Below are 26,146 nucleotides of genomic sequence, written 5' to 3'. Positions count from 1 at the left end.
GGGGTTTGGGGCAGAGCCCCAAGCGTTTCGGCCTCCCGAAACGCAGCGATGCGTTTGCGCATCGCCCCTCGCTCAACTCAATTCGTAGGGCAATATTCCGCGCCGATGCGGCTGGATCGTCAGGTTGCGCTCCAAGGGTGGCACCGACCGTTGATGGCAATTCGCCCGCTCACAGATGCGGCAGGAAATCCCGATCGGCTCAAACGCACCGTCGCGGTTCAGATCCAACCCATCGGCGTACACGATCGCGCCCGCGTGTTTGACCTCGCAGCCCAAGGCAATGGCGTAGCGGCGCACCGGCGCGCCGAAATGGCCGCCGGTTTTCGACACGTCCCGTGCCAGAGAGATGTAGCGCACCCCGTCCGGGGTTTCGGCCAACTGGCGCAGGAAACGGCCCGGTGTCTCGAATGCACGGTGGACGTTCCAGAGCGGGCAAGCCCCTCCGAAGCGGGCGAATTGTAACCGGGTGGCGGAGTGACGCTTGGTGATCGTGCCGGCTTGATCGACGCGGACGAAAAAGAACGGGATGCCCTTCGCGCCCGGGCGTTGCAGGGTCGAAAGGCGGTGGGCCACCTGCTCGATGGAAGCACCAAAGCGGCGGGCCATCAGTTCCAGATCATGACGCGTGTCATGCGCGGCTTGCAGGAATTGCCCGTAGGGCATCACGGCGGCCCCTGCGAAATAGTTGGCAAGCCCAAGCCGCGCGATATCGCGGGCGGCGTCAGACTGGAAGCGCCCCAGATCGAGCGTCGCGTCGAGCAGTTTGCCGTGCCGCGCAAGCGCCAGTTGCAGCATCATCTGGAAGGTCTGTGTCTCCGGCGCGGCGAGGTTCGACAGGGTCAGTTCCTGCCGCAGCTCATCGAATTTGCGCAATTCGGGGATGTTGGCGAAACGGACATGCAGCCCCTCGTTCTCCAGCCCCCGGATCGCGGCGCGCACGCGGTCTGATCCAGTAAGCTTCGTGGCCACATGCTCCGCAGCCTTGTCAACGGCATCGATGTAGTTGTCGCAGTAGTGGAAGAAATCGCGCACCTCTTCCCAGGGGGAAGGCTGAAGCTGCGCGCCTTCGCGACCCAACGCTTCGTCCAGAGAGGCCAGCCGTTCATGGGTTTGGCGATAGGCGCGGTGCAATTCGAGAAAGGCGCGGGCTAGGCCCGGCGCGTTGGACGCCGTCAGGCGCAGGTCGGCGATGGGCGGGGCGGCATCGGCGAATACCGGGTCGGCCAGTGCCTCGCGCATGTCCGATATCATGCGCTCCGCATCGCCCTGACCCAGCTCGGTCACATCGACGCCGAACTCCTGAGCCAGCGCCAGCACGACGGTTGTCGACAGCGGGCGTTTGTTGTTCTCCATCTGGTTCAGATAGGGCAGGGACACGCCCATCTTGGTTGAGAAATCGCGCTGGGTGATCCCGAGCCGCGTGCGGATTTCGCGCAGCTTGGCACCGGCGTAGAGTTTCTGGGTGGCCATGGCGTCCCTTTGCAAGTTTGCAGCGTCTTGCCAAGGGTTTGCAAATTCACCCGGCGGTGTCCAGCCCCGCCAGACGTGACGCCCGCCAGATCACGAAACGGATCGCGATGATCGCGCCGCCCGCGGTGCCGAGCATGATCCAGAGCAGCGGCCAGGGACCGGACCCAGGCACCAGCAAGGCCCCGGCCAGGGCGGACAAGGCCGCGCCGCCGCCCAGCATGATCGACCCGCCAAGACCCGATGCCGTCCCCGCCAGATGCGGGCGCACCGACAGCATGCCTGCGGTAGCGTTGGGGATGACCATGCCGTTGCCCAGACCCACGAAGGTCATGAAGCCGAAGAAGGTCCATTCACTGCCCAAGCCAAGCCAGAACACAAGGATGGAGAGGGATACACCGGTGCCGTTGATCAGCGATCCGACATAGACCATCCGGTTGACGCCGATGCGGGACGAGTAGCGGCCCGAAATGAAGTTGCCGAGAAAGTAGCCGATCGCCGGAGCGCCGAAGAAGAAGCCAAGCTCGGCCGGTGTCATGCCGAACACCTCGGTGCCGACAAAGGGCGCGCCGCCGAGATAGGCGAAGAACGCCCCAGACGCGAGACCGGAGGCCAGCGCGTAGCCCCAGAAGCGCGGGCTGGTGAGCAGTTCGGGGTACTGCTTGAATTGCTCTGTCAGGGTCAACCCGCTCGCCCGAGCCGTTTCGCCCAGATCGGCCCAGGAAAGCCAGGCCATGCCCAGTCCCAGAAAAAGCAGGAGCCAGAAATTCGCTTGCCAGCCGAAGACCTGATCAAGCACGCCACCAAAGGCGGGACCGATCATCGGGACGACAGCCATGCCCATGGTCACATAGCCGATCATCGATGCGGCCTGATCCTGCGGGACGCAATCCCGCACCACGGCGCGGCTCAGGACCATGGCGACCACAACGGAGGCCTGCGCCATGCGGAACGCGAGGAACGTGTAGATATCGGGCGCATAGATGCAGCCAACCGTGGCAACGCAGAACGCCAGAAGGCCCCAGAGGATCACCGGGCGGCGGCCCAGTTTGTCCGAGATTGGACCGATCACCAGCTGCAGTACCGCGTTCACGCCAAGATAAACCGCGACCGACAACTGCATGAGCCTGTAGTCGGTTTCGAAATGGGCTGTCATGTTCGGCAGCGACGGCAGAAAGATGTTCATCACAAGCGCTGAAAGCCCTGCGAGCAGGATCAGTGTGACAATATGCGGCGGTGTGGTGCGGTCCAGAAATCGGACCTTGGAGGCATAGCTCATGTCTCTTCGCTACGCCCGAGATTGGGGAATGTCCATATATTAGGCACGTCGGCGGTTCTTTGCAAATTTGCAAATTGCAGGGCCGAGCGTTTTCAAGGTTTGCAAATTTGCTCATTAGCTCTTGAGCCAATGCCGCGCCGCAGTATGTTCGCGCCAAAGCGAAAAAGGGACAGTCCATGAAAGATATTCTGCAAGAGCTGGAGACCCGCCGCGCCGCCGCGCGACTGGGGGGCGGTCAGAAACGCATCGAGGCGCAGCACGCGCGCGGCAAGCTGACGGCGCGGGAACGTGTCGAGCTTCTGCTCGATGAGGGCAGCTTTGAAGAATACGACATGTTCGTCACCCACCGCTGTACGGACTTCGGAATGGAGAAGAACAGACCGGCGGGCGATGGCGTGGTCACAGGCTGGGGCACGATCAACGGGCGCATGGTCTATGTGTTCTCTCAGGACTTTACCGTTCTGGGGGGATCGGTGTCGGCGACCCACGCGATGAAGATCTGCAAGATCATGGATATGGCGATGCAGAACGGCGCGCCGGTGGTCGGGATCAACGACTCGGGTGGCGCGCGCATTCAGGAAGGTGTGGACAGCCTTGCGGGCTATGGTGAAGTGTTCCAGCGCAACATAATGGCGTCGGGCGTGGTGCCGCAAATCAGCGTGATCATGGGCCCTTGCGCGGGTGGCGCGGTCTACAGCCCTGCGATGACGGACTTCATCTTCATGGTGAAAGACAGCTCTTACATGTTCGTCACTGGTCCCGACGTGGTGAAAACTGTGACCAACGAACATGTCACGGCAGAAGAACTTGGGGGCGCATCGACGCATACCAAGAAGTCCTCGGTCGCGGATGGCGCATTCGAGAACGACGTCGAAGCGCTGGCCGAGGTGCGGCGTCTGGTGGACTTCCTGCCGCTCAACAATCGTCAGCCGCCCCCGACACGTCCGTTCTTTGACGATGTGGACCGGCTGGAGGCGTCCTTGGATACGCTTGTTCCGGAAAACCCCAACACGCCCTACGACATGAAAGAGCTCATCCTGAAGATCGCCGATGAGGCGGATTTCTACGAGATCCAGGAAGACTTCGCTAAGAACATCATCACCGGGTTTATTCGTCTGGAAGGGCAGACCGTTGGGGTGGTCGCGAACCAGCCGATGGTGCTCGCGGGCGTGCTCGACATCGACAGCGCCCGCAAGGCGGCACGGTTCGTGCGGTTCTGCGATTGCTTCGAGATCCCGATCCTGACGCTGGTCGACGTGCCGGGCTTCCTGCCGGGGACGTCTCAGGAATACAACGGGGTGATCAAGCACGGAGCGAAACTGCTCTTTGCCTATGGTGAGGCGACGGTGCCAAAGGTGACCGTCATCACCCGCAAGAGCTATGGCGGGGCGTATGTGGTGATGGCGTCCAAGCACCTGCGCGCGGATGTGAACTATGCCTGGCCGACCTCCGAGATCGCGGTGATGGGCGCAAAGGGTGCGACCGAGATCATCCACCGTGCGGACCTTGGCGACCCGGACAAGATCGCGGCGCATACGGCGGAGTATGAAGACCGGTTCGCGAACCCGTTTGTCGCGGCGGAGCGGGGGTTCATCGACGAGGTGATCCAGCCGCGCTCGACCCGCAAACGGGTGGCGCGGGCATTCGCGGCGCTGCGGTCGAAGCAGCAATCGATGCCGTGGAAGAAGCACGACAACATTCCGTTGTGAGAGAAATGACTGATGATGAGCTAAAGGTTGGTGCCAAAGTAGACGGCTTTGAGATTCAGTCTCGCGGTCGAACGACAGCGCGTTTGATCAATGCGCTCTGCGATCTCGGCAGCCCATTCACTGAGAGTGCTGGTTTGCTTGGTGACATGGTCAGAACCTATCGAGAAGAAAACGCGGTACGTGCTCTTCAGCGCGTTCGTGCGATTAGTCATAAAGCTGGCAAAAACCTCAATCCTCCAGCTGCGAAGTTTACTGTGGACTGGATTGAAGGGGTATCTTTAGAGGAAGATGATGTCTTAGTTGAGATGTGGGCAAATCTGTTTGTTTCGGAAGCCGAAAATAAAGCCCGCTCGCACTTTCTTTATAAGCGATTTCTTAAAGAGATCACCAAGTCTGAGGCCGAGTTGCTCCAAAGGCTTAGGAAGCATGGCGAAAGTAGCGATGTCTATCGATTCCCTGACGACGCAGAATTTGTGTGGAAGCATTTGGAAAATGACCCCAAAGGATTGTTTTTTGTAGACTTTTCCTATTCAGATGAAGCGAAACTTGAGTCCTACCTTAAGCAAAAGGTAGAAAAAGCTGGACTAAAGATACAGGAGTTCAGTGTTTATCGATTTGACGAAAACCCGAACTGGGGGCTGGAGGCCATAATCGAACCGCATGCTACAAATGGATTTGTGCACACGACTGACGATTGGGCATCGCTCGATATGCTTTCTGCACAGGGTTTAATTGAAAGGACAGAAAAAAGACTGATTAGGCGCGCTGAGATTGAGCCATCAGGTGAAAACCTCGTCCTTGAGATAACCGGGTGCTATTTGACGCAAGTTGGTTGTGGCTTTCTGGATGCTGTTGACCCTCATGAACAGGTTGCGGCCGGATAAATGAGCGATCCGAGAGCGATATTCTTGCCTCTGACCGTACCGCTCGTGATGATTTTGGCGGCGGGCGGGGAAGTAAATAAGCCAACTCTTGAGGTGCCCTCGGGCCAGCCCGTCACGTTCCACGAAATGCTGTGGGATCGCCCCGGCGGGGGGCTGATCTATCGGTTCCGGTTCATCGCGCCAGAAATCGGCGCAGAGGGGCGCGAGTACGAGGATGTGGAGGCAGACATGGAGCATCTGTGCGAGACCTTCGCGATCCCGCGGGTCGAGACGACGACCGGTCCGAAGCCCAAGCAGATCGTGATTTCCTTCAGCCAGTCCGAGATTGAATTCGGCGAGGCCAGCCCTGATGTGACCCAGTTTTTCGAGGCGTATCGCATCGAAAACGGGTCCTGCATCTTGGAGTTTTTCTGATGGCTCCACAATATGTTGCGGCCCAGTCTTCAGTCCCGGTGTGGTTTGAGTCTTTTGCGCCACAAACCGCTGGTCTGTTGTCCTGTGGATATCTTTTTCAGCGGGTTCTGCGGTATCTTGGCGGCGACTGCACCCAAGCAGTCACTACCTCGAACCGAGGACAGGCAGGGCCATCAGGTCTTGTTGGGTCCTTTGAACCTGACAGGAGAACAAGATGTCCAAGAGCATCAAGCTTCTTGCCGTTGTCGGCATCTTTGCCGCGCTTACAGCGTGCGGACAAAAGCAAGCCGAAGAAGAGTTTGTGGTTATCGACCCAGAGCCGATCAGCTACGAGCCCAAACATACCGGTAAGTACAAGTAAACTGATTTCGGGGCGGGCGACCCCCGCCCCCTTTTCGGCGATTGCGCGTGGGGGTGTCCCATGCTGAAACATCGCGGCTTTCCGGGGCGTCTTCCGGGTACGGATTTCCAGTTCACCATTCGCAGACCGAACCCCAAGGGGGTGACGCCGCTGATCCGGCGCGAACGCTATCGCGATCGGCGTCCACCCGACCGCCGGGCCGACTTGGCCTTCATGGCGGCGCTTTGGCGGCAGTTCGGGGATGAACCTTTCGAGCGCGGCAACCTCGATGCGGGGCGGTTGAGCTGGCTGTTCGGGCGAGAAGTGCTGCCCTTTGACGATCCGTTCGACCCGGAAAGCTATGAGTCGCTGCTGATTATTGATGAAAAAACAGCCAGATCGTCCTTTCCCGAGGCGTTTGAGGACGGGGAATGGGCATGAAGTCGCTTACGCAGGGTCAATTTGCGCGGGAAAAAGCCGATACTTTGAGTTGTGTTTTTTCATTTGTTGACCCGTCACACGGTTCTGACACTGTGGATATGTTCCTAGTGACGCGGCGTTGGCAGATTGCGCCGTATGTTCACCGTTACCCTTCCCCTGTCGGGCGCCTTGGTCATACCCCATGCCAAGCGCCCGACTTTTTCCGTTCGAGATCAGTGGTTTCGCTGCAGCGGCGGGGATCTGCTCAAATTGCTCGCAATCGCGTGAGCGGCTGGAACCATCGGTCGATCCGGGATGTATGCTGTGCACAGGCACGGACATTCAAAGGAGCAGAGACATGGACATTCGAAAATCACCCGTTTCACGCGCGGTCGCGGTCTGCGCGCTTCTGGCGCTCGCGGCCTGCGGCGAAACTGTCGGCCAGCAAGCGATCGGCGGTGGCGTCGTTGGCGCAGGAGTTGCGGCGGTTGCCGATGGCAACATGGCGCAGGGCGCAGCCATCGGGGCAGCTGCAAACGTCGCCTATTGCCAAACTTATCCGGAACGCTGCTGACGCGCCTGCGCAGACAGCGGTTTCACATCTTGCGACCGTCGAGGCCCCGCGCCTCGGCGGTCTTTTTTATGCCATCGCCGCGGCGTTGTCCGCCGGCCAAGAAAAGACTGACGGAAAGGGACATCCATGTTCGACAAGATCCTGATTGCCAACCGGGGCGAGATCGCCTGCCGGGTGATCAAAACGGCCCGAAAGATGGGTATCAAGACGGTGGCGATCTACTCGGACGCGGACAAGCATGCGCTGCATGTGGAGATGGCGGACGAGGCGGTGCATATCGGCCCGCCGCCCGCGAACCAGTCCTACATCGTCATCGACAAGGTGATGGACGCAATCCGTCAGACCGGCGCGCAGGCGGTGCATCCCGGATATGGCTTTCTGTCGGAGAACCCGAAATTCGCCGAGGCGCTTGAGGCGGCTGGCGTTGCATTCATCGGGCCGCCGAAGGGCGCGATTGAGGCGATGGGCGACAAGATCACCTCAAAAAAGATCGCGCAGGAAGCGAACGTGTCTACGGTGCCTGGATATATGGGGTTGATCGAGGATGCGGATGAAGCGGTGAAGATCTCGAACGAGATCGGCTATCCGGTCATGATCAAGGCCTCCGCCGGTGGTGGTGGCAAGGGGATGCGGATTGCGTGGAACGATGCAGAGGCGCGCGAGGGCTTTCAGTCGTCCAAGAACGAGGCAGCCTCATCTTTCGGAGATGACCGCATCTTCATCGAGAAATTCGTCACCCAGCCGCGGCACATCGAGATCCAGGTGCTGTGCGACGCGCATGGCAACGGGATTTACCTGAACGAACGTGAATGTTCGATCCAGCGCCGGAACCAGAAGGTTGTCGAGGAAGCGCCGTCGCCGTTCCTGGATGAAGCCACCCGCAAGGCCATGGGGGAGCAGTCCGTCGCTCTGGCCAAGGCCGTGGGTTACACCAGCGCGGGTACGGTCGAATTCATCGTAGATGGTGACAAGAACTTCTATTTCCTTGAGATGAACACGCGCCTGCAGGTGGAGCACCCGGTAACCGAATTGATTACCGGCGTTGACCTTGTGGAACAGATGATCCGCGTTGCGAATGGCGAACCGCTGTCGATGACGCAGGACGATGTGAAGATCGACGGCTGGGCGATTGAAAACCGGCTTTACGCGGAAGACCCGTATCGCAACTTCCTGCCATCGATTGGGCGTCTCACGCGCTATCGCCCGCCGGCCGAGGGGCCGCTCGGCGACGGGATCGTGAGGAACGACACCGGCATTTTCGAGGGCGGCGAGATCAGCATGTATTACGATCCGATGATCGCAAAGCTGTGTACCTGGGGTCCCAACCGCGACGCGGCGATTGAGACGATGCGCAATGCGCTCGACAGTTTCGAGGTCGAGGGGATTGGGCACAACCTGCCGTTTGTCGCTGCAGTGATGGACCATCCGAAATTCATCTCGGGCGACATGACGACGGCCTTCATTGCCGAGGAATATCCGGACGGGTTCGACGGTGTGACGCTGGGCGCAGACGCCTTAAAGCGTGTGGCGGCGGCCTGCGCCGCGATGAACCGGGTGGCCGAGATCCGGCGGGCACGGATCTCTGGCACGCTCGACAATCACGAACGCCATGTGGGTGAAGACTGGAACGTGGCTTTGCAGGGCGAAAGCTTTGACGTGACGATTGCCGCCGATCACGAGGGGTCCACGGTCCGATTTGCGGATGGCGCGGAATTGCGTGTTCAGGGAAACTGGACGCCCGGGGATCAGCTTGCGCGGATGACGGTGAATGGCGATCCGCTGGTGATGAAAGTGGGCAAGATCTCGGGCGGGTTCCGCATCCGGACGCGAGGAGCAGAACTGAAGGTGCATGTGCGTAGCCCGCGCCAGGCTGAACTCGCGCGCCAGATGCCCGAAAAGCTGCCGCCAGACACGTCGAAGATGCTGCTGTGTCCGATGCCGGGTCTGATCGTGAAGGTCGATGTCGAAGAGGGCGACGAGGTGCAGGAAGGTCAGGCGCTTTGCACTGTCGAGGCGATGAAAATGGAAAACATCCTGCGCGCGGAACGGAAAGGCGTCGTGTCCAAGATCAACGCTGCGGCGGGTGACAGCCTTGCCGTGGACGATGTGATCATGGAATTCGAGTAACTTCGATGATCTCTGCGCGTGCCAATGCTGACCCTGATGTCAGTGCCGAACGCATCGGCACTGGTGCAACGGGTGCGTTCGAGGCGAGAAATTACAGGCCGGATGCGCGCCTGTCGCGGATCTCCTGTTGGCGGATCGGCATCTTGTCGATGGAACGTGTGAGTTCCCGCACGCTCCACGGCAGCGGTTTGCGGAGCTTCACCTGCCCGTCCTTGCCGATCAGGGCAAGCATGAAACCACGCGGACGCAGTTTGGTCCGCACATCCGATTGCGCCGCCGGGTCGGTGTCGACGATGATGACCACATCGCGTTCGACAAGCTCATCAAGTTCGCGCGTGAGGTACTGCATCTGCTGGACGAAAGACGGATCGGCCGGGGACTCGGCGAAAACGAGCACGGGTCGCTTGAGCCAGCGGAAATCGTCCAGGTTGACGTCGGCGGCTTCCAGAATGATTTCGTCCTCCGGATTTTCGACCGGAAGAGAAGGGTCTGTGGCAAAGGCAGCGGTCGCAAAGCCAAGTGCCGTAGCTGCCACACAGGCGGACAAAATTTTGTTCATGTCATCAAACATAGTGCGCCGAATATTCAATGCGAAGGGACATAGCGTTGCGTCACGAGAATTTTTTCCTGTGACACGCACCGCATACCGTCCCGGCGGCGGGCGCATGTACGCTGTTTTCGCGGGTTCGCCCGCATGTGAACACCACGATCGAGCGGTCAGTTTCCTGAGCGCGCAAGCCGTGGACGACAACAAGAGGATCAGAGGACAATGACAGCCAAGAAAGAGACGTGGCGCGCCCTTGCCGAGAAAGAGTTGCGCGGTCGTCCGCTCGACGATCTGACATGGCAAACGCTGGAAGGCATCGAGGTGCAGCCGCTCTATGCGGCTGAGGATATCGAGGGCCTGCCGCATCTGGGCACACTTCCGGGCGAGGCGCCGTTCACCCGCGGGGTGAAGGCGACGATGTATGCAGGCCGTCCCTGGACCATCCGGCAATATGCAGGGTTTTCGACCGCCGAGGAATCGAATGCCTTTTACCGCAAGAACCTTGCGGCAGGGCAGCAAGGCGTGTCGGTGGCCTTCGATCTGGCGACGCACCGGGGGTATGACAGTGACCATGAGCGCGTGGTCGGCGATGTCGGCAAGGCAGGCGTGGCGATCGACAGCGTCGAGGATATGAAAATCCTCTTCGACGGTATTCCGCTCGACACGGTATCGGTGTCGATGACAATGAATGGCGCCGTGATCCCGATCCTAGCGAATTTTATTGTCGCCGGGGAAGAGCAGGGCGTGGATCGTGCGTTGCTGTCCGGCACCATTCAGAACGATATTCTGAAAGAGTTCATGGTTCGCAACACCTACGTGTATCCGCCGGAACCGTCGATGCGGATCATTGCGGATATCATCGAATACACGTCGAACGAGATGCCAAAGTTCAACTCGATCTCGATCTCGGGCTACCACATGCAGGAGGCGGGCGCGAACCTTGTGCAGGAGTTGGCCTACACGCTGGCGGACGGCAAGGAATACGTGAAAACCGCGATGGCGCGGGGCATGGATGTGGACAAGTTCGCCGGGCGTCTGTCGTTCTTTTTCGCCATCGGAAAGAACTTCTTCATGGAAGCGGCCAAACTGCGTGCGGCACGTCTGCTCTGGTACCGGATCATGGATGATCTGGGCGCCAAGAACGACCGGTCGAAGATGTTGCGGACGCATTGCCAGACCTCTGGCGTGTCATTGGCTGAGCAGGACCCGTATAACAACGTGATCCGTACGGCCTATGAAGCGATGAGCGCGGTGCTGGGGGGCACGCAGTCGCTGCACACCAACGCCTTGGACGAGGCGATTGCACTTCCAACTGAATTCTCTGCGCGAATTGCGCGAAATACGCAGTTGATTTTGCAGGAAGAAACTGGCGTGACTAACGTGGTCGATCCGCTGGCCGGATCCTACTATGTCGAGAAGCTGACACATGATCTTGCCGAAGAAGCGTTGAAGCTGATTGAGGAAGTCGACGAGATGGGCGGCATGACCAAGGCGGTGGCGTCGGGTATGCCCAAGCTGCGGATCGAGGAAACCGCGGCAATGCGGCAGGCGCAGATCGACCGCGGCGAGGATGTGATCGTCGGGGTTAACAAGTACCGTCTGGAAAAGGAAGACGAGTTGGACATCCTGGATGTCGACAACGTCAAGGTGCGGCAATCGCAGATTGCACGGTTGGAAAAGATCCGCGGCACGCGGGATCAGGCGGCCTGCGACGCGGCACTGGCGGAACTGGAACGCCGCGCTGCCGAGGGTGGCAATCTATTGGAAGCAGCGGTGGAGGCGTCGCGGGCGCGGGCATCGGTCGGAGAGATCAGCATGGCAATGGAAAAAGTGTTCGGCCGCCACCGGGCGGAGGTAAAGACCTTGGCGGGCGTCTATGGCGCGGCCTATGAGGGGGATGAGGGGTTTGCCGCCATCCAGCGCGCTGTCGAGGCGTTCGCCGAGGATGAGGGGCGCCGTCCGCGGATGCTTGTCGTGAAGATGGGGCAGGACGGCCATGACCGCGGTGCCAAGGTGATCGCGACCGCCTTTGCCGATATCGGCTTTGACGTCGATGTCGGACCGCTGTTCCAGACGCCTGCCGAAGCGGCGCAGGACGCCATTGACAATGACGTGCATGTCATCGGGATTTCCTCTCAGGCGGCAGGTCACAAGACGCTGGCTCCGCAACTGGTGCAAGAGCTGAAGGCGCAGGGCGCGGGCGATATTCTGGTGATCTGTGGAGGTGTGATCCCGCAGCAGGATTACCAGTTTCTTTACGATGCCGGGGTAAAGGCGATCTTTGGACCGGGGACGAATATTCCCGAAGCGGCGCAGGATATCCTGCGTCTCATCCGCGAAGCGCGGGGGTAAACATGCTCGGATCGGCTTTGCCGATCCGACCGGTTGGGGGCTCTGCCCCCAAACCCCCGAGGTATTTTTTGAAACAGAGAAGTGACAGAGTCTGACGCTATCAAGGGAACCGGGGGAGAGATGATGCTGCAACTGGATCATATCGCCGTTGCCGGAGAGACACTGGCGGAAGCTGTCGCACATAGCGAGGCGGCGCTGGGTATCCCTTTGGGTCCGGGCGGGCAGCACGCGTATTATGCCACGCATAACCAGTTGGTAGGCCTGGCAGATGGTCTTTACTTCGAGGCCATCGCGATTGATCCGTCGCAACCGGAGCCTGCCCATCCGCGGTGGTTCGGGTTGGACCGGTTCAAGGGACCAGCGCGGCTCGACAAGTGGATCCTGCGTTGTGCGGATATCGGCGCGGTGCTGGAGGTATTTCCCGATCTGGGGGAGCCGGTCCACCTGACCCGTGGGGACGTCAGCTGGACGATGATCGTGCCTCAAGACGGCATGCTGCCGTTCGACGGTCTTTTCCCGGCAATCATACAGTGGCACACCGACACGCCGCCGGGGCAGGCCTTGCCCGCAACGGAGGTGCGGCTGAAGACGTTGCGCGTTGAGACACCTGATGCAGACGCGTTGCACGACGCTTTGGCGCCCGTTTTTGCAGACGCGCGGGTTGAGATGATCACGGCCACCAACCCGCGTCTGACAGCGATCTTCGACACGCCGCAGGGCGAGCGGGTGCTGCGGTGATCGTGCGCCCCGCACGGGTGTCTGATGCGGCGGCGGTTACGGCGTTGGTCAATGACATCGTCGACAACACCACCGTCACGTTCACTTCGGTTCGCAAGGTCGAGGCAGACATCGCCGCGGATATCGCGTCCAGAGGCGCGGCCTTTCAGGTTGTCGAAATTGACGGAGAGGTCGCTGGATTCGCGACTTATTTCCCGTTTCGGGCCGGGGTCGGATACGGCCATACCAAGGAGCATTCGATCGTGCTTGGCCCGCACGCGCGGGGCCGGGGTTGTGGGAGCGCGCTGATGGCGGCGCTGGAAGACGTGGCCCGGTCGGACGGGGTTCATTCCCTGATCGCCGGGGTCTCTGCGGAAAACGATGTAGGGCGGGCCTTTCACGCGGCGCTTGGATTTGTGGAAGTCGGCGTGTTGCCCGAGGTCGGTCGCAAATTCGACCGCTGGCTTGATCTTGTGCTGATGCAGAAAATACTCTGATGCCGCACTGACAAGGATCGGTGCATCCTCTATTGTGCCGCCCATGTCACTTTGGACACGCATATCCGACGCCGTGGCGGCACTTGCCAGCGGAGAAAGCCTTTCTGAAGTTTTCGACCGGCTGCGCACACCGCCCGAGCGCACGGTGGCGTTTACCATCGCCGTCATCGCCCTGTCGGCGAAGATGGCCAAGGCGGATGGTCTGGTCACACGCGACGAGGTGATGGCCTTTCGGGAAGTGTTTCACATCTCGCCCGAGGACGAAGCTGGCGCTGCGCGGGTGTTCAATCTTGCCCGGCAGGACGTGGCCGGGTTCGAGGAGTATGCGCTGCGCATTCGCGACATGTTCGGCGAGGACCGCGGGACGCTCTGTGATCTGATGGAGGGCCTGTTCCATATCGCGATGGCGGATGGGACCTACCACCCGGGCGAGGAAGCTTTCCTGTTGCGGGTGGCCGAGATTTTCGACCTGCCGGACGGGTCGTTCCGACGGTTGAAATCGCGTTTTGTCCCGGATGCCGACCCCGATCCATTCGAGGTTCTGGGTGTCGATCCGCAGACGCCTATCGAAGATATCCGCAAGGCGTGGCGGCAGCTGGTGCGAGACAGCCATCCCGATGTCATGACGGCGCGCGGTGTTCCGGAGGAAGCGGTCAAAATGTCGGAGAAGCGCCTCATCGCCATCAACCGTGCTTGGGAAGACATCTCTGCCCGCGAAAACGCATGATGCGGATCGCCACGTACAACGTCGAGTGGTTCGACGACCTGTTCGACGATGCCGGGCGGCTGATCGTCGATGGTTCGTGGTCCGCTCGCCACAACGTTACCAAGGAAGCGCAGATCGAAGCGCTGGCTATCGTCTTCACGGCACTTGACGCGGACGCGGTCATGGTGATCGAGGCACCGGACACCAACCGGCGGCGCGACACGGTGAAGGCGCTTGAACACTTTGCGCGGAGCTTTGACCTGCGGGCGCGTAACGCGGTGATGGGGTTTGCCAACGAGACCCAGCAGGAACTCGCGCTGATGTACGACCCGAACGTGTTTGCGGCTGCGCATGATCCGATCGGGCCGGCGCCGATGGCTGGGGCACCTTCCGTTCAGGCTGCGCCGCGGTTTGATGGCACTTTCCGGATCGACCTCGATATCGATGCGACCGAGGACAAGGTGGTGTTCTCCAAACCGCCGCTGGAGGTTGCTCTGACCGTGCGTAAGACCGGCGAGGTGGTGCGGTTGATCGGGGCACATCTGAAATCAAAAGCGCCGCATGGGGCGAACGGCCACGATGAGATCATGCGCCTGTCGATTGCCAATCGTCGCAAGCAGCTTGCACAGGCGATCTGGTTGCGCACCCGCGTGGATGAGCATCTGGCGGCAGGGGAACCGATGATCGTGCTGGGCGATCTGAATGACGGTCCGGGGCTTGATACCTACGAGAACCTCTTCGGGCGCAGTTCCGTCGAGATCCTGCTCGGGGACGGGAGCACCGCGCTTTATGATCCACACGCAACGCTGGCCTTGTCGCGGAAACTGGGCCCGTCCCCGACTACAGCACGGTTTTACATCTCGCAGGATGAGAAATACCTGCAGGCTTTGCTGGATTACATCATGGTATCACCGGATCTGCGCGCCAGGGCAGAGCGCTGGCGCATCTGGCATCCGTTCGACGACCCGGTGTGCTGGAAAATGCCCGAGTTGCATTCGGCGCTTCTGACGGCGTCGGATCATTTCCCGGTGACGCTCGATATCGACCTATGAGGTGAAATCGGGATCGGTTTGGCCTATATTGCGTGCATGAAACACGCTGTCGCCTTTGCTCTTGCCACTTCGTTGCTGACGTCGTCGGTTGCCGCGGACGAGGGAACCAGCCTCATGGAAGAGGGCGCAAAGCTGTTCTTCCGTGGTTTGATGGAAGAAATGGAACCAGCTCTGCGTGAGCTTGAGGGGTTGGCCGATGATATCGAGCCAGCCATTCGCCAATTCGCCCAGGAGATGGGACCGGCGTTGCGCGAGCTGATGGAGACGGTGGAGGACTGGTCGGCCTACGAGCCTCCGGTCGTGCTGCCAAACGGGGATATCCTGCTCAAGCGGAAGCCGGACACGCCGACACCCGACGCGTTACCGGCGCCGGGTGCAGGTGAGATTGATATCTAGGCTTTACTCAGCCGGGTGAGCGTAGACGCGACCGCCACTTGGCGCGCGGTTCAGCACGACGTTTGCGATCAGCGCGCCCGCTGCGATTGCGGCAATCGCCAGGATGGCCGCGATTGACAGAGTGGGCACACCGGCAAGACCGGCACCGACAGTGCATCCGCCCGCCAGGACACCGCCGACGCCCATCAAGCTTGCCCCGAATGCGTAGCGGCCGGTTTCAGCGGGTGCCGAGAAGGACTGCCATTGGAAGCGGCCGAAAACGAGCGCGGAGATCAGTGCTCCGACGAGAACACCGCCGATCAGGCCGACGCCAAAGTTGGCGGGGATGGAGGTGGAGGCGATGGTCCAGAAGAGGGTGTCCGCGAAAGGTGCGGTGAAGGACAGGCTTTGCAGGGCGACGGGATCGAAATCGTCGTAAAGCACGAAGCCGGTGCCGATCCATCCCGCAGGAACCAGCGCGCCAAGCAGGGCCGCGAAGCCGAGTGTGCTCAACCGGTTGCCGGAGCGCAGCGCGACAACGAGCGCGGCTGCGCCAAGGATCGCTGTCCAAACCAACGCGCCGCCGGGCAGGGACGCGACGGACACCACTTCACCCATTGGCAAGGTGACGGAGCCGAGCGCGGTGCGTACCGGGGCCAACACACCTTTAAGCGTCGCGTGCGCAACGACAGCGAAGACAAGCAGCACAAACACGGCGCGCAAATTACCGCTGGCCGACAGAACCGTTAGGCGCGAGACACAACCGCGCGTCAGCACCATGCCAGCGCCGAACATCAGACCACCCAAGGCGATGGCGAGCACCGGGAGGTCAGCCGCCATGAAGCGGTGGTCGTCAAAACTGATGAGGCCGGTCAGAACGCCGATCTGAGTACCGACGACGGCGACGGCCAAAGCGGTGAGCCAGACACCCATCGCCTGACGACGGTCGTCACCGACAAGGCCGCGGCGGAAGCAGAACTTTGTGATTTCGGCGAGAAGACCGAAAAGCACACCGATGATCAGCCCAAGCCCAATCGCTGCCTGCGGCGCGGTGAGCGTTTCAAATCCGAGAGATTCGTACATGTCTGCCTCCAAAGCGGAACAACGTTCCAAATGGAGGACGGTTTCCCATGGATCAAGTGTATGTGCGCGTCAGAGAGCCCATTGCGGGAGAACACCGTTCTGCATTGGTTGCGCTTGGCGCAAAGGCGTCCTCATTCCGGTGTCAGCGCGCTGACACGTTTCCAGCTTCCAAAGCGCTGACAGTGCAATGATCCCTATTTTGTCTGTCTCGGCGGATAGCGCGGCGAAACCGTCAGCGACCGCGAATGCGGGGATCCAGTGCGTCGCGCAGGCCGTCGCCCAAATAGTTCACGCTGAGAACGGTCAGGGAGATCGCGATGCCCGGCAGGATCACACGCTCGGGAAACTGTTGCATCCGTTGCACGGCGTCGGCCAGCATCTTACCCCAGGTCGGGAAGTCCGAGGGGAAACCGACACCTAGGAAACTGAGCGCGGATTCCGTGATGATCGCGGTGGCAAGGCCAAGCGTGGCAGAGACCATGATCGGGGACAGCACGTTGGGCAGAAGGTGCCGCTGTACGATCCGGAACGGCGTGGTGCCGATGGCACGGGCAGCGACGATGAATTCACGCTCTTTGAGCGCAAGGATATCGCCGCGCACGATCCGCGCTGTGGGCATCCAGCTTGTCACGGCGATGATTCCGACGATCAGCACGAACATGCCGCCCTCGGGGCCAAACGCTTCGCGCAAGGGTTGGCGGAACAAGGTCACCGCGACCAGCAGAAGCGGCAGGATGGGCAGGGACAGGAACAGATCGGTCAGGCGCATCAGAATGCCGTCAGCCTTTTTGACGAAACCCGCCAGAACGCCAACTGTGGTGCCGCTGAGAAGGCTGAGGATCATCGCCGCCCAGCCCACCGCCATCGACGTGCGTCCGCCCTGCAGGATTTGGGCCAGCTGGTCGCGGCCCAGCTGATCGGTGCCGAAGGGACGGTTCCAGCCAACCTTGGCGGTGCTGTCCCAGAGCGCATTCCATATGGGCCGCATGTCCTTGTTGCGAATGTCGAGCTTTTGCGCGTCGACTTGCCAGATCCAAGGACCGACAACGACAGCCAGGGTGATAAACAGTAGGAACCCGCCGCCGAACATGGCGCCCTTGTGCTTGCGGAACTGGTCCCAGACATCCTTCCACTGGCTGCGTGGTGGTTCGAGCGGACCCTTGTCGGCCAGCGCTTCGATCGGGGTTGGGGTGGCTTGAACGGGCTCAGTCATAGCGGATCCTCGGGTCAAGCAGGCCGTATAGAATGTCGGCGATCAGATTGAAGATCACGATCAATACGGCAAAGATGAAGGTCAGCGTCATGACCATAGGCAGGTCGTTGGCAAAGAGGGCCGTGATGAGCAACTGACCGATGCCGTTCACCTTGAACACGTTCTCGGTGATAATCGCGCCTCCGAAGATCGACGGCACGTTCAGGGCGATCACGGTGATCACAGGGATCATCGAATTGCGCAGAACGTGGACCGCGACAACGACACCTTCGCTCAGCCCCTTGGCGCGGGCGGTCCGGACGTAGTCCTGGTTCAGGTTGTCGAGCATCGATGCGCGCATATAGCGGCTGATCTGGGCGGTGGTTTGCAAGGCCAACACCATGACCGGCAGGATCATCTGCTGGAGCTGGAATTTCAGGCTTTCCCAGTCGTTCACCACATGGGTCGTGTCATAGATCGACGGGAACCAGCCGAGCTGGACCGAGAAGATCACGATCAGCAGCGGACCGGTGAAGAAAGGCGGTATCGAGAAGCCAATCATCGTGATGAATGTGCCGGACTGGTCGAACACGGAGTACTGTCTATAGGCGGAGTAGATGCCGATGGGCAGCGCGATCAGGATGCCGACGACATATGCCATCCCGACCACCCAGAGCGTCTGCGGGATACGCTGGATCACGATATCCATCACCGGGCTGCGGGTCTGCCAGGAGATCACGCGCAGTTCGCCCTGGTAGAGCTGCGTATCCGGCAACCAGCCAAGAAGGGCGCTGTCACGGGTCAGCCAGTCGATGAAGACCTTGGGTTCCAGCCAGAAGACCTGAACCAGCCATTTCCAGTACTGCACAAGGGGCGGCTCGCCGACGCCGAGTGCCTGGCGCATCTTTTCTTTGACGTCGGGCGGGACGGTAAGCGGCACCTGCGCCATGGGGTCGCCCGGCGCGAGTTGCAGCAGCATGAAGATGACAAAACTAATGAACAGAAGCGTCGGAACGGCAAGGACAAGTCGTCGGACGGCAAATGTGAGCATCAGGCGGCGCCTCGGGTCATGAGTCTTTCGGAAAAAGGAATGCCGGGCAGGAAGGATCCCGCCCGGCGTTTATGTCATGAGATCAGTTTGACTTGATACGGTGCCAGTCCGCGACGTTCCACAACTCGCTGTCCCAGACGTTCAGAACAACGCCGCCGAGGGAGTTGGAATGCGCCGAGAGACGGCCGCGGTGCACGAGCGGGATCATCCCGCCGTTGTCGGTCACCATTGCGCTGAGTTCACGACCGATGCGCTGACGCTCCGCCATGTCAGCAGTCTGGGTGAGTTCGGCATGAAGCGCGTCGAACTCTTCCATGCAGAAGCGCGAGATGTTTTCACCCTGCCACTGGGTGTCCGGACGCGGCGCGTTGGCGCAGAGAGCGTTCCCAAGGTAGGTCTGCGGGTCTGTGCCGTTGAAGGTGTTCGCGTACATCTGCACGTCCGCGTAGAACTTCTGGAACGTGTCAGGCGAACCTGCATCGCCGCCGAAAAAGACCGACGCGTCGACGTTGCGCAGTTCGGTTTCGATGCCGATCTGGCCCCACCATTCCTTGATCAGCGCCTGGAAGTCCTGACGGACGGCGTTGGTCGAGGTCTGGTACAGGATCGACATGGGCACGCCATTGGCTTCGCGGATGCCGTCGCCGTCTGTATCGACGAACCCTGCTTCATCCAGAAGAGCGTTCGCGCCGTCGAGGTCCTGCGTTTCACAGCCTTCGAAGGTGGAGGCAAAAGCCTCGGGTGCCGGAACCCAGGAGCAGCCGACCTTACCCGCCTGACCGTAGCCGATTTCGACGAGGAGCGGGCGGTCGATGGCCATGGACATGGCTTTGAAAACGGCCGGTTCCGTCAGGAACGGATGCGGATGCGTTGCGGTCGAGCGTTCGCCTTCGGGCAGGTCAGGGCTCGGGTTCGTCTGGTTGATCATGATGCGTTCAAGCAGTGGACCAAAGCCAGCAATGGCCGTGCCTTTACCGCCAGCTTCCATCTGCGCGATCACATCGGGTGCCAGCTGCAGGTTCCAGGCATAGTCAAATTCGCCTGTTTCCATCACGGCCTGACCAGCTGCGCGGGCATCGCCGCCGCCTTTGAATGTGACGGATGCGAAGGCTGGCTTGTTCGGGTCACGGTAGTTCGGGTTTGCCGACATGGTGATCACGTCGTTCGGCTTGAACTCGTCAACGACGAACGGGCCGGTGCCAATCGGGTTGAAGTTCTGTTCCGTGCAGGTCGACGCCGCCGCACCGAGGCAGCCTTCGAACTGGGCCTTCTGCAGGATCGGGCTTTCGCCGCCGACAAACGGACCATAAGGGTTCGGGGTCGGGCCTTCGAAAGTCACGACGACAGTCAGATCGTCGGGTGTTTCGACGCTTGTCACGCCGTTGAACTTGGTGACCTGTGCACAACCACCTTCCGGGTGGGTGCAGTACTCATGAGTGAATGCCACGTCAGCCGATGTGAACGGTGTGCCGTCCGACCATGTCAGGCCGGGAGTGATGTTCCACGTGATCGATGTGAGGTCTTCGCTCACGCCACCATTGGCCACGGTCGGAATTTCCGTTGCGAGCCAAGGGACGAGTTCGCCTCTTTCATTATAGCGTGCAAGCGGTTCGATGATCATGGACGCCGATTCGACGTCCTTTGTGCCGCCCGACAGGAAGGGGTTCAGGATCGACGGCGCTTGCCAATAGATGATCCTGACTTCACCGTCCGCACCACGCTCGGCGAACGCGGCAGGTGCGAATGCGGTGGCCGCCACGGCACCCATCAATAGGGATTTGAGTTTCATTTTTCTCTCCTTGTTGGACACAGTTTTTCCCGTGTCGTTTTTGGTTTGTGGGGGCAAAACGGCAACGTGACGTTGCCGAAACTGGTACTGTTTGCGCTAGCATCGCCGCGCTAAGGCGACGAATTCCCCCTGTGCACTCATCGAAACAGCTTTTGCGCAAAATGCAAGACCCACGCGACGGAATGCTGTTTGACCCCGCAGACAGCGTTTGACTCTGCCTGAACTGCGGTTAGCGTTTGCGCAATCACGACAGAGAGGATCGCGCCAATGCCTGATGGCACCATCGCCCGGATCGAGAACCTGCGGGTGGAATTCCAGACCAAGGCCGGCACTGTGGCTGGGGTCGAGGACGTTTCTTTCGAAATCAATCCAGGCGAAACCGTGTGTGTCGTCGGGGAATCCGGATCCGGGAAGTCGGTGTCGTCGCTGTCGTTGATGCGGCTTATCGATTTCGGCGGGGGCGATATCGCAAACGGGCGACTGCTTTTCGACCGGGCGGGCGGCGGCGAGATTGATCTTGCCGAAGCGGATCAGGACTTGATGCGCACGATCCGCGGCAACGAGATCGGGATGATCTTCCAGGAACCGATGACGGCCCTGAACCCGGTTTTCACGGTAGAGCGGCAGCTGACCGAAGGGTTGCGTCTGCACAAGGGCTTGTCGAGATCCGAGGCGACAAAGCGCGCCATCGATCTGCTGCGGCAGGTGCGCATCCCGGAGCCTGAGCGGCGGATCAAGCAATACCCGCACGAATTGTCAGGAGGTATGCGGCAGCGGGTGGTGATCGCGATGGCGCTGGCCTGTGAGCCGCGCCTTTTGATCGCGGACGAACCGACGACCGCTTTGGACGTAACCATTCAGGCGGAAATCCTTGCGCTGATGGACCGCCTGAAGCGGGAGACCGGCACCGCGGTGATGTTCATCACGCATGACATGGCCGTCGTCGCGCAAATGGCGGATCGCGTCGTGGTCATGTTCCGCGGGAACAAGGTCGAAGAGGGTACAGTCGAAGAGATATTCGAGAACCCGCAACACCCTTATACGCAGTCGCTTCTCGCGGCGGTGCCCAAGCTTGGAGAGATGTCGGGCACCGATCTGCCGCGACCGATGCGGCTTTTGGGGCGGGACGGGTCCGAAGTGCCGCCCATCACCGGGTCAGACGAAGTGCTGCTGGAGGTGAAGAACCTGACAACCCGGTTCGAGGTCAAGGGTGGCTTTTTCCGCCGCACCGTGGCGAACGTGCATGCGGTCGAGGATGTGTCCTTTTCGGTGAACAAGGGACAAACGCTGAGCCTTGTCGGGGAATCCGGCTGCGGAAAATCGACGGCGGGGCGGTCCATTCTACGGCTCGTTGAGCCGCTAAATGGCAGTGTCTTGCTGGACGGCAAGGACATCATCGCACTGGACCCGCATGGGCTGCGCGAGGCACGGCGGGATATGCAGATGGTGTTCCAGGATCCTTTCGCGTCGCTGAACCCGCAGATGCAGCTTTCCGATCAGGTGTCAGAGCCCTTGCGCAATTTCGGGGTCGGGTCCGCCGATGAAATGCGCGAGCGGGTCGAAATGCTGTTCGACCGCGTGGAGCTGCCACGCAGTTTCATGCAGCGCTACCCCCATGAACTGTCAGGTGGCCAGCGGCAACGGATCGCGATCGCGCGCGCACTGGCCCTGAACCCCAAGTTGATCGTCGCGGACGAGGCGGTGTCGGCCTTGGACGTGTCGGTGCAGGCGCAGGTGCTGAACCTGATGCTGGAGCTGCAGGCTGACCTTGGCGTGTCCTATCTGTTCATCAGCCACGACATGGCCGTCGTCGAACGTGTGAGCCACCATGTGGGCGTGATGTATCTGGGGCGGATCGTCGAGATCGGGCCTCGCCGGGCAGTCTTCGAAAACCCGCAGCATCCTTATACTCAGGCTCTGATGAAGGCGGTGCCGATTGCCGACCCGAAGCGTCGAAAATCCGAGAAAGACCTGAACTTCAAGCCGATCCCGTCACCGATCCACGGCCTCGACTACGAGCCTGCGCCATCGGAATACAAAGAGGTCGGACCCGGCCACAAGGTTTTGCTGACTGACAGCGGGTACTGATTGCATGTCGCGCCAGGTGGGTGGCGTTTGAGACGGGTCGTCAGGGCGGTTCTGCGCGGAAGCCTGTCTCTTGTCGCGCTTCTGACCCTTGTCGCCTGTGCGCTGCACGTCACTCACAGCGACGGCGCGGAAGCGCGCGCTGCGCCGGAGGGCGCGGCTGTGCGAGTGGCCACCTACAACGTTCATTACATCCTGCTTCGCGAAGAGACGGGACTGTGGTCAGTGGGCGACTGGGACCGGCGCAAGGGACCTCTGGACATGGCGTTCAACGCCGTGAACGCAGATGTCATGGCGTTTCAAGAGATGGAAAGCTGGTCGCGCGGGTCGGATGGTTCGGTCAATCTGAAGCGCGATTATCTGGTGCAGAGAAACCCCGAATACGGCGTGGCGGCCAGCGGCGACTGGCGAGAATTTCCATCGACCCAGCCGATCTTCTATCGCAAAAGCAGGCTGCAACACGTTGATCAAGGATGGTTTTTCTTTTCCGAGACACCGGACATCCTCTATTCGCGTACCTTCAATGGATCGTTCCCTGCCTTCGCGTCCTGGGCTGAATTCCGTGACCGTGAGAGCAATCAGCGCTTCAAGGTTGTCAACATCCACTTCGAATACAGCAGTCGTTCGAACCGACGCTTGTCAGCCAATCTGGTGCGCGACCGGATCACGCCGTGGATCGCTGCGGGTGAAACGGTGTTTCTGGTCGGGGACGTGAACGCGTTTTATGGATCGCGCACGATGCGCATACTGGAGCAGTCGGGTGTGACGTTCGACAGGGTTCCCGGAGCGACATACCACTTGAACCGCGGCGTGCATCTTGTTGGTGCCATTGATCATTTGGCACGTGGACCCGGCATTGATCTTTTGCAGGGTCCGATTGTCCTACAACAAAGGTTTGACGGGGAATGGCCATCGGACCACCATCCTGTCTTCGCCGACTATCGGCTGCCCGACGCAATACAGTGAGCTTTATGACCGATCGCCTTTCCCCGCGTGACATTCTTGACCATCTAATCGGTTTCCCGACCGTCAGTCGCGATACGAATTTGCCGCTGATAGACTGGGTTGAAGAGTATCTGACCGGTCACGGCATTTCCTGCCATCGACATATCAAACCGGACGAACCGATAAAGGCCGGCCTGTTTGCGCATGTCGGGCCGGAGGTGGACGGCGGTGTCGTATTGTCGGGCCACACGGATGTGGTGCCGGTGGACGGTCAGCCCTGGACGGTGGAGCCTTTCGCGGTCACCGAAACGGACGGCAAGCTCTTCGGTCGCGGAACTACGGATATGAAGGGCTTCGATGCGCTTGCCATCTGGGCAATGGTCGAGGCGCATCACCGCGGCGTTTCGCGCCCGTTGCAGATTGCGCTGAGCTACGACGAAGAGATCGGCTGTACCGGAGCGCCGCCATTGATTGACGCGATGCAGGGCGTCGTCCCGCGTGCGGACACGGTGATTGTCGGGGAACCAACGATGCTGAAGGCGGTGACAGGCCACAAAGGTGGGACAACCTTTTGGGTGCATGTTCACGGGTTCGAAGTGCACTCGTCGATCATGCACACCGGGGTCAACGCGATCATGTACGGGGCGAAGCTGATCGAGTGGGCCAATCGGCTGAACGCGGAAAGCGCGGCAGCCACTGCGGGACCTATCGCAGCGCAGTTTGATCCGCCTTACACCAACGTGCATGTCGGTCAGATCAAGGGTGGCACTGCGCATAACATCACTGCGAAGGATTGCGAATTTGGTCTTGGCTTTCGGGTGGTGCCGGGCGAGACGCTGGCGCAGTGGGAAGACAAGCTGCGTGCCGCTGTGGCCGAGATCGAGGCAGAGATGCAAGCGGTCCGGCCGGAGACGTGGATCGAGGTCAAACCGGCCTTCGCCCTACCACCCTTCAAACCCGAAGACGGCGGTCAGGCGGAAACACTTGTCCGGCAACTGACCGGTGACAACGGAACGCAGTACGTGTCCTACGGTACCGAAGCGAGCCACTTCCAGTCCGCCGGATACTCGGTTGTCGTCTGTGGACCTGGCGATATCGCGGTTGCGCATCAACCGGACGAATACATCACCGTTGCCCAGTTCGAGGCGGGGCAGGACTTCATGCGGCGGTTGCTGGACAGTTTGTCGGGATGATGCCGTTTCCGATTTCCGAAGCGGTGCCGATCGCCTTTCCCGGACCGCCGCCAGCGGAGACGGATGTTGTTGTGATTGGGGGCGGGGTGATCGGTGTGTCCACCGCACTCTTTCTGGCGCGGCTCGGGCGTCGGGTGGTCCTGCTCGAGAAAGGGCGCATCGCTGGTGAGCAGTCTTCGCGGAACTGGGGATGGATCCGACAGCAGGGGCGCGATCCGCATGAGTTGCCGATCATGGTCGAAGCCAACCGGCTGTGGACGGAATTGGCGGGTCAGACCAATGTCGACATCGGGCTCGTCCGTTCCGGCGTGACCTACGTGGCCGAAAGCGAGCGGTCACTTGAGCAGTATGCAGCCTGGCTTCCTTTCGCGCAGGCTCATGGCGTCGACACGGAACTTCTGGATAAATCGGCGCTGTCGCGACGGTTTCCGGAGTTGGCGATAGGTGGTTTTGCGGGCGCGCTGACCACCCCGTCCGATATGCGTGCAGAGCCGTGGGTGGCCGTGCCAGCGCTCGCCGGGATCGCGACGCGAGACGGCGCGGTCATTGTCGAAGGCTGCGCGGCGCGGACGCTAGATCTCGAAGCGGGACGGATCACTGGGGTGTATTGCGAGGCTGGGCGGATCGCCTGTTCAGAGGTCGTCGTTGCGGGTGGGGCATGGTCATCGCTGTTTCTGCGGGCGCATGGCGTGACCATCCCGCAATTGTCGGTGCGGGCGAGCGTCGGGGCGACGACACCGATTGCACTGCCACATCAGGGTGCTGCCGCCGCAAGAGACTTTGCCTTTCGAACCCGCGCAGACGGGGGAGTGTCGCTAGCCGCGGGCGGCTTTCACGAGCTGTTCATCGGACCGGACGCCGTCAGGGCGTTGCCAAAGTTCCGCAAACAACTGCTGTCCGATCCTTTTGGCACGCGGTTTCTGCCGGCTGCGCCGAGTGGCTATCCCGATGCGTGGACGACCCGCAGGCAGTGGGACGCGGATAAAGCCAGCCCGTTCGAGGCGATCCGCGTGCTGAACCCAAAGCCGCATGCAGGAAAGCTGCGCAAGGTTGCGGCAGCGGTGGAGCGTCTTTTTCCCGAGGTCGGACCGATCCGGTACCGCGCCATGTGGGCGGGAATGATCGATGTCATGCCGGACGTCGTCCCGGTTGTAGACCGCGTGGCTCAAGTGCCCGGACTAACCATCGGGATAGGTATGAGCGGGCACGGGTTTGGCATTGGTCCAGCGATGGGTCGGGTCCTCGCAGATCTGGTGTGCGGCAACCCTGTTGGCCATGACTTGAGCCGCTTTCGGCTCGATCGTTTCACGGATGGCAGCGCGATCGACCTGGGTCCGGCCCTCTGACA

The 26,146-nt window shown here is 60.6% G+C and carries 24 protein-coding genes; 17 read left to right on the top strand and 7 right to left on the bottom strand.

Features of this window, described 5'->3' with window-relative positions:
- Window positions 1-72: 72 nt before the first annotated feature.
- Both BUA42_RS08165 and BUA42_RS08160 read right to left on the bottom strand, forming a co-directional pair.
- On the bottom strand, window positions 73-1,470 hold the full coding sequence (locus BUA42_RS08165; RefSeq protein WP_072777196.1) for a helix-turn-helix domain-containing protein: 1,398 nt from the start codon (window positions 1,468-1,470) through the stop codon (window positions 73-75).
- A gap of 46 nt (window positions 1,471-1,516) precedes the next feature.
- Complete coding sequence (locus BUA42_RS08160; RefSeq protein WP_072777195.1) at window positions 1,517-2,746, bottom strand: multidrug effflux MFS transporter; 1,230 nt, start codon at window positions 2,744-2,746, stop codon at window positions 1,517-1,519.
- Window positions 2,747-2,922: 176 nt separating this feature from the next.
- Between BUA42_RS08160 and BUA42_RS08155 the strand changes: the two genes are divergently transcribed.
- The 7 genes from BUA42_RS08155 to BUA42_RS08130 all read left to right on the top strand — a co-directional run bounded on the left by BUA42_RS08155 (window position 2,923) and on the right by BUA42_RS08130 (window position 9,214).
- Window positions 2,923-4,455 (top strand): acyl-CoA carboxylase subunit beta, encoded by a 1,533-nt coding sequence (locus BUA42_RS08155; protein ID WP_072777194.1) that lies wholly within the window; start codon window positions 2,923-2,925, stop codon window positions 4,453-4,455.
- A 5-nt stretch (window positions 4,456-4,460) separates the two neighbouring features.
- Window positions 4,461-5,339 (top strand): Abi-alpha family protein, encoded by an 879-nt coding sequence (locus BUA42_RS08150; RefSeq protein WP_072777193.1) that lies wholly within the window; start codon window positions 4,461-4,463, stop codon window positions 5,337-5,339.
- Window positions 5,340-5,753 (top strand): DUF6497 family protein, encoded by a 414-nt coding sequence (locus tag BUA42_RS08145; protein ID WP_245818972.1) that lies wholly within the window; start codon window positions 5,340-5,342, stop codon window positions 5,751-5,753.
- Window positions 5,754-5,967: 214 nt separating this feature from the next.
- Complete coding sequence (locus tag BUA42_RS21155; protein WP_178346878.1) at window positions 5,968-6,114, top strand: lipoprotein; 147 nt, start codon at window positions 5,968-5,970, stop codon at window positions 6,112-6,114.
- A 60-nt stretch (window positions 6,115-6,174) separates the two neighbouring features.
- Window positions 6,175-6,534: a hypothetical protein gene (locus BUA42_RS08140; RefSeq protein WP_072777192.1), complete on the top strand. Its 360-nt coding sequence runs from the start codon at window positions 6,175-6,177 to the stop codon at window positions 6,532-6,534.
- 337 nt (window positions 6,535-6,871) lie between these two features.
- Entirely contained in the window at window positions 6,872-7,087 is a 216-nt protein-coding gene (locus tag BUA42_RS08135) for a hypothetical protein (protein WP_072777191.1), read from the top strand.
- Window positions 7,088-7,213: 126 nt separating this feature from the next.
- Window positions 7,214-9,214, top strand: a complete 2,001-nt coding sequence (locus BUA42_RS08130; RefSeq protein WP_072777190.1) for an acetyl-CoA carboxylase biotin carboxylase subunit — start codon at window positions 7,214-7,216, stop codon at window positions 9,212-9,214.
- A 91-nt stretch (window positions 9,215-9,305) separates the two neighbouring features.
- Here BUA42_RS08130 and BUA42_RS08125 read toward each other — a convergent pair whose 3' ends face one another.
- On the bottom strand, window positions 9,306-9,773 hold the full coding sequence (locus BUA42_RS08125; RefSeq protein WP_072777488.1) for a DUF4174 domain-containing protein: 468 nt from the start codon (window positions 9,771-9,773) through the stop codon (window positions 9,306-9,308).
- Between the two features lie 210 nt (window positions 9,774-9,983).
- Between BUA42_RS08125 and scpA the strand changes: the two genes are divergently transcribed.
- The 6 genes from scpA to BUA42_RS08095 all read left to right on the top strand — a co-directional run bounded on the left by scpA (window position 9,984) and on the right by BUA42_RS08095 (window position 15,481).
- Window positions 9,984-12,113 (top strand): methylmalonyl-CoA mutase, encoded by a 2,130-nt coding sequence (gene scpA, locus BUA42_RS08120; protein ID WP_072777189.1) that lies wholly within the window; start codon window positions 9,984-9,986, stop codon window positions 12,111-12,113.
- A 123-nt stretch (window positions 12,114-12,236) separates the two neighbouring features.
- A complete protein-coding gene (locus BUA42_RS08115; protein WP_072777487.1) occupies window positions 12,237-12,851 on the top strand; it encodes a VOC family protein in 615 nt (204 codons plus the stop codon).
- Window positions 12,848-13,327 carry a GNAT family N-acetyltransferase gene (locus tag BUA42_RS08110; protein WP_072777188.1) on the top strand — a complete coding sequence of 160 codons (480 nt, stop codon included), beginning with the start codon at window positions 12,848-12,850 and terminating at the stop codon, window positions 13,325-13,327. Before BUA42_RS08115 ends, BUA42_RS08110 begins: the two co-directional genes overlap by 4 nt.
- A 43-nt stretch (window positions 13,328-13,370) precedes the next feature.
- Entirely contained in the window at window positions 13,371-14,054 is a 684-nt protein-coding gene (locus BUA42_RS08105; protein WP_072777187.1) for a molecular chaperone DjiA, read from the top strand.
- Window positions 14,054-15,085 carry an endonuclease/exonuclease/phosphatase family protein gene (locus BUA42_RS08100; RefSeq protein WP_072777486.1) on the top strand — a complete coding sequence of 344 codons (1,032 nt, stop codon included), beginning with the start codon at window positions 14,054-14,056 and terminating at the stop codon, window positions 15,083-15,085. Before BUA42_RS08105 ends, BUA42_RS08100 begins: the two co-directional genes overlap by 1 nt.
- Before the next feature lie 36 nt (window positions 15,086-15,121).
- The gene (locus tag BUA42_RS08095; RefSeq protein ID WP_072777186.1) at window positions 15,122-15,481 is read left to right on the top strand and encodes a hypothetical protein; all 360 of its coding nucleotides are present in this window, start codon (window positions 15,122-15,124) and stop codon (window positions 15,479-15,481) included.
- Between the two features lie 3 nt (window positions 15,482-15,484).
- On the opposite strand, the gene BUA42_RS08090 is transcribed toward BUA42_RS08095, so the two are convergent.
- The 4 genes from BUA42_RS08090 to BUA42_RS08075 all read right to left on the bottom strand — a co-directional run bounded on the left by BUA42_RS08090 (window position 15,485) and on the right by BUA42_RS08075 (window position 20,575).
- Window positions 15,485-16,543, bottom strand: coding sequence for a YeeE/YedE family protein (locus BUA42_RS08090; RefSeq protein ID WP_072777185.1), 1,059 nt, complete (start codon window positions 16,541-16,543; stop codon window positions 15,485-15,487).
- A gap of 232 nt (window positions 16,544-16,775) precedes the next feature.
- Window positions 16,776-17,756, bottom strand: a complete 981-nt coding sequence (locus tag BUA42_RS08085) for an ABC transporter permease (protein ID WP_072777184.1) — start codon at window positions 17,754-17,756, stop codon at window positions 16,776-16,778.
- Window positions 17,749-18,786, bottom strand: coding sequence for an ABC transporter permease (locus tag BUA42_RS08080; protein ID WP_072777183.1), 1,038 nt, complete (start codon window positions 18,784-18,786; stop codon window positions 17,749-17,751). The genes BUA42_RS08085 and BUA42_RS08080 overlap by 8 nt, the downstream gene beginning before the upstream one ends.
- Before the next feature lie 82 nt (window positions 18,787-18,868).
- Window positions 18,869-20,575: a peptide ABC transporter substrate-binding protein gene (locus BUA42_RS08075; RefSeq protein ID WP_072777182.1), complete on the bottom strand. Its 1,707-nt coding sequence runs from the start codon at window positions 20,573-20,575 to the stop codon at window positions 18,869-18,871.
- 267 nt (window positions 20,576-20,842) lie between these two features.
- Here BUA42_RS08075 and BUA42_RS08070 point away from each other — a divergent pair, with 267 nt between their 5' ends.
- The 4 genes from BUA42_RS08070 to BUA42_RS08055 are packed head-to-tail and all read left to right on the top strand — an operon-like array spanning window position 20,843 to window position 26,144.
- Window positions 20,843-22,663 carry an ABC transporter ATP-binding protein gene (locus tag BUA42_RS08070; RefSeq protein ID WP_072777181.1) on the top strand — a complete coding sequence of 607 codons (1,821 nt, stop codon included), beginning with the start codon at window positions 20,843-20,845 and terminating at the stop codon, window positions 22,661-22,663.
- 27 nt (window positions 22,664-22,690) lie between these two features.
- Entirely contained in the window at window positions 22,691-23,626 is a 936-nt protein-coding gene (locus BUA42_RS08065) for an exonuclease/endonuclease/phosphatase family protein (protein ID WP_072777485.1), read from the top strand.
- 5 nt (window positions 23,627-23,631) lie between these two features.
- Window positions 23,632-24,798 (top strand): acetylornithine deacetylase, encoded by a 1,167-nt coding sequence (gene argE, locus BUA42_RS08060; RefSeq protein WP_072777180.1) that lies wholly within the window; start codon window positions 23,632-23,634, stop codon window positions 24,796-24,798.
- Window positions 24,798-26,144, top strand: a complete 1,347-nt coding sequence (locus BUA42_RS08055) for an NAD(P)/FAD-dependent oxidoreductase (protein WP_218588618.1) — start codon at window positions 24,798-24,800, stop codon at window positions 26,142-26,144. Before argE ends, BUA42_RS08055 begins: the two co-directional genes overlap by 1 nt.
- Window positions 26,145-26,146 lie beyond the last annotated feature (2 nt).

Source organism: Marivita hallyeonensis (genome assembly GCF_900129875.1).
Classification (GTDB): Bacteria; Pseudomonadota; Alphaproteobacteria; order Rhodobacterales; family Rhodobacteraceae; genus Marivita; species Marivita hallyeonensis.
The sequence above is the reverse complement of the archived record's forward strand: the minus strand, read 5'-3'. Positions and strand labels throughout refer to the sequence as shown.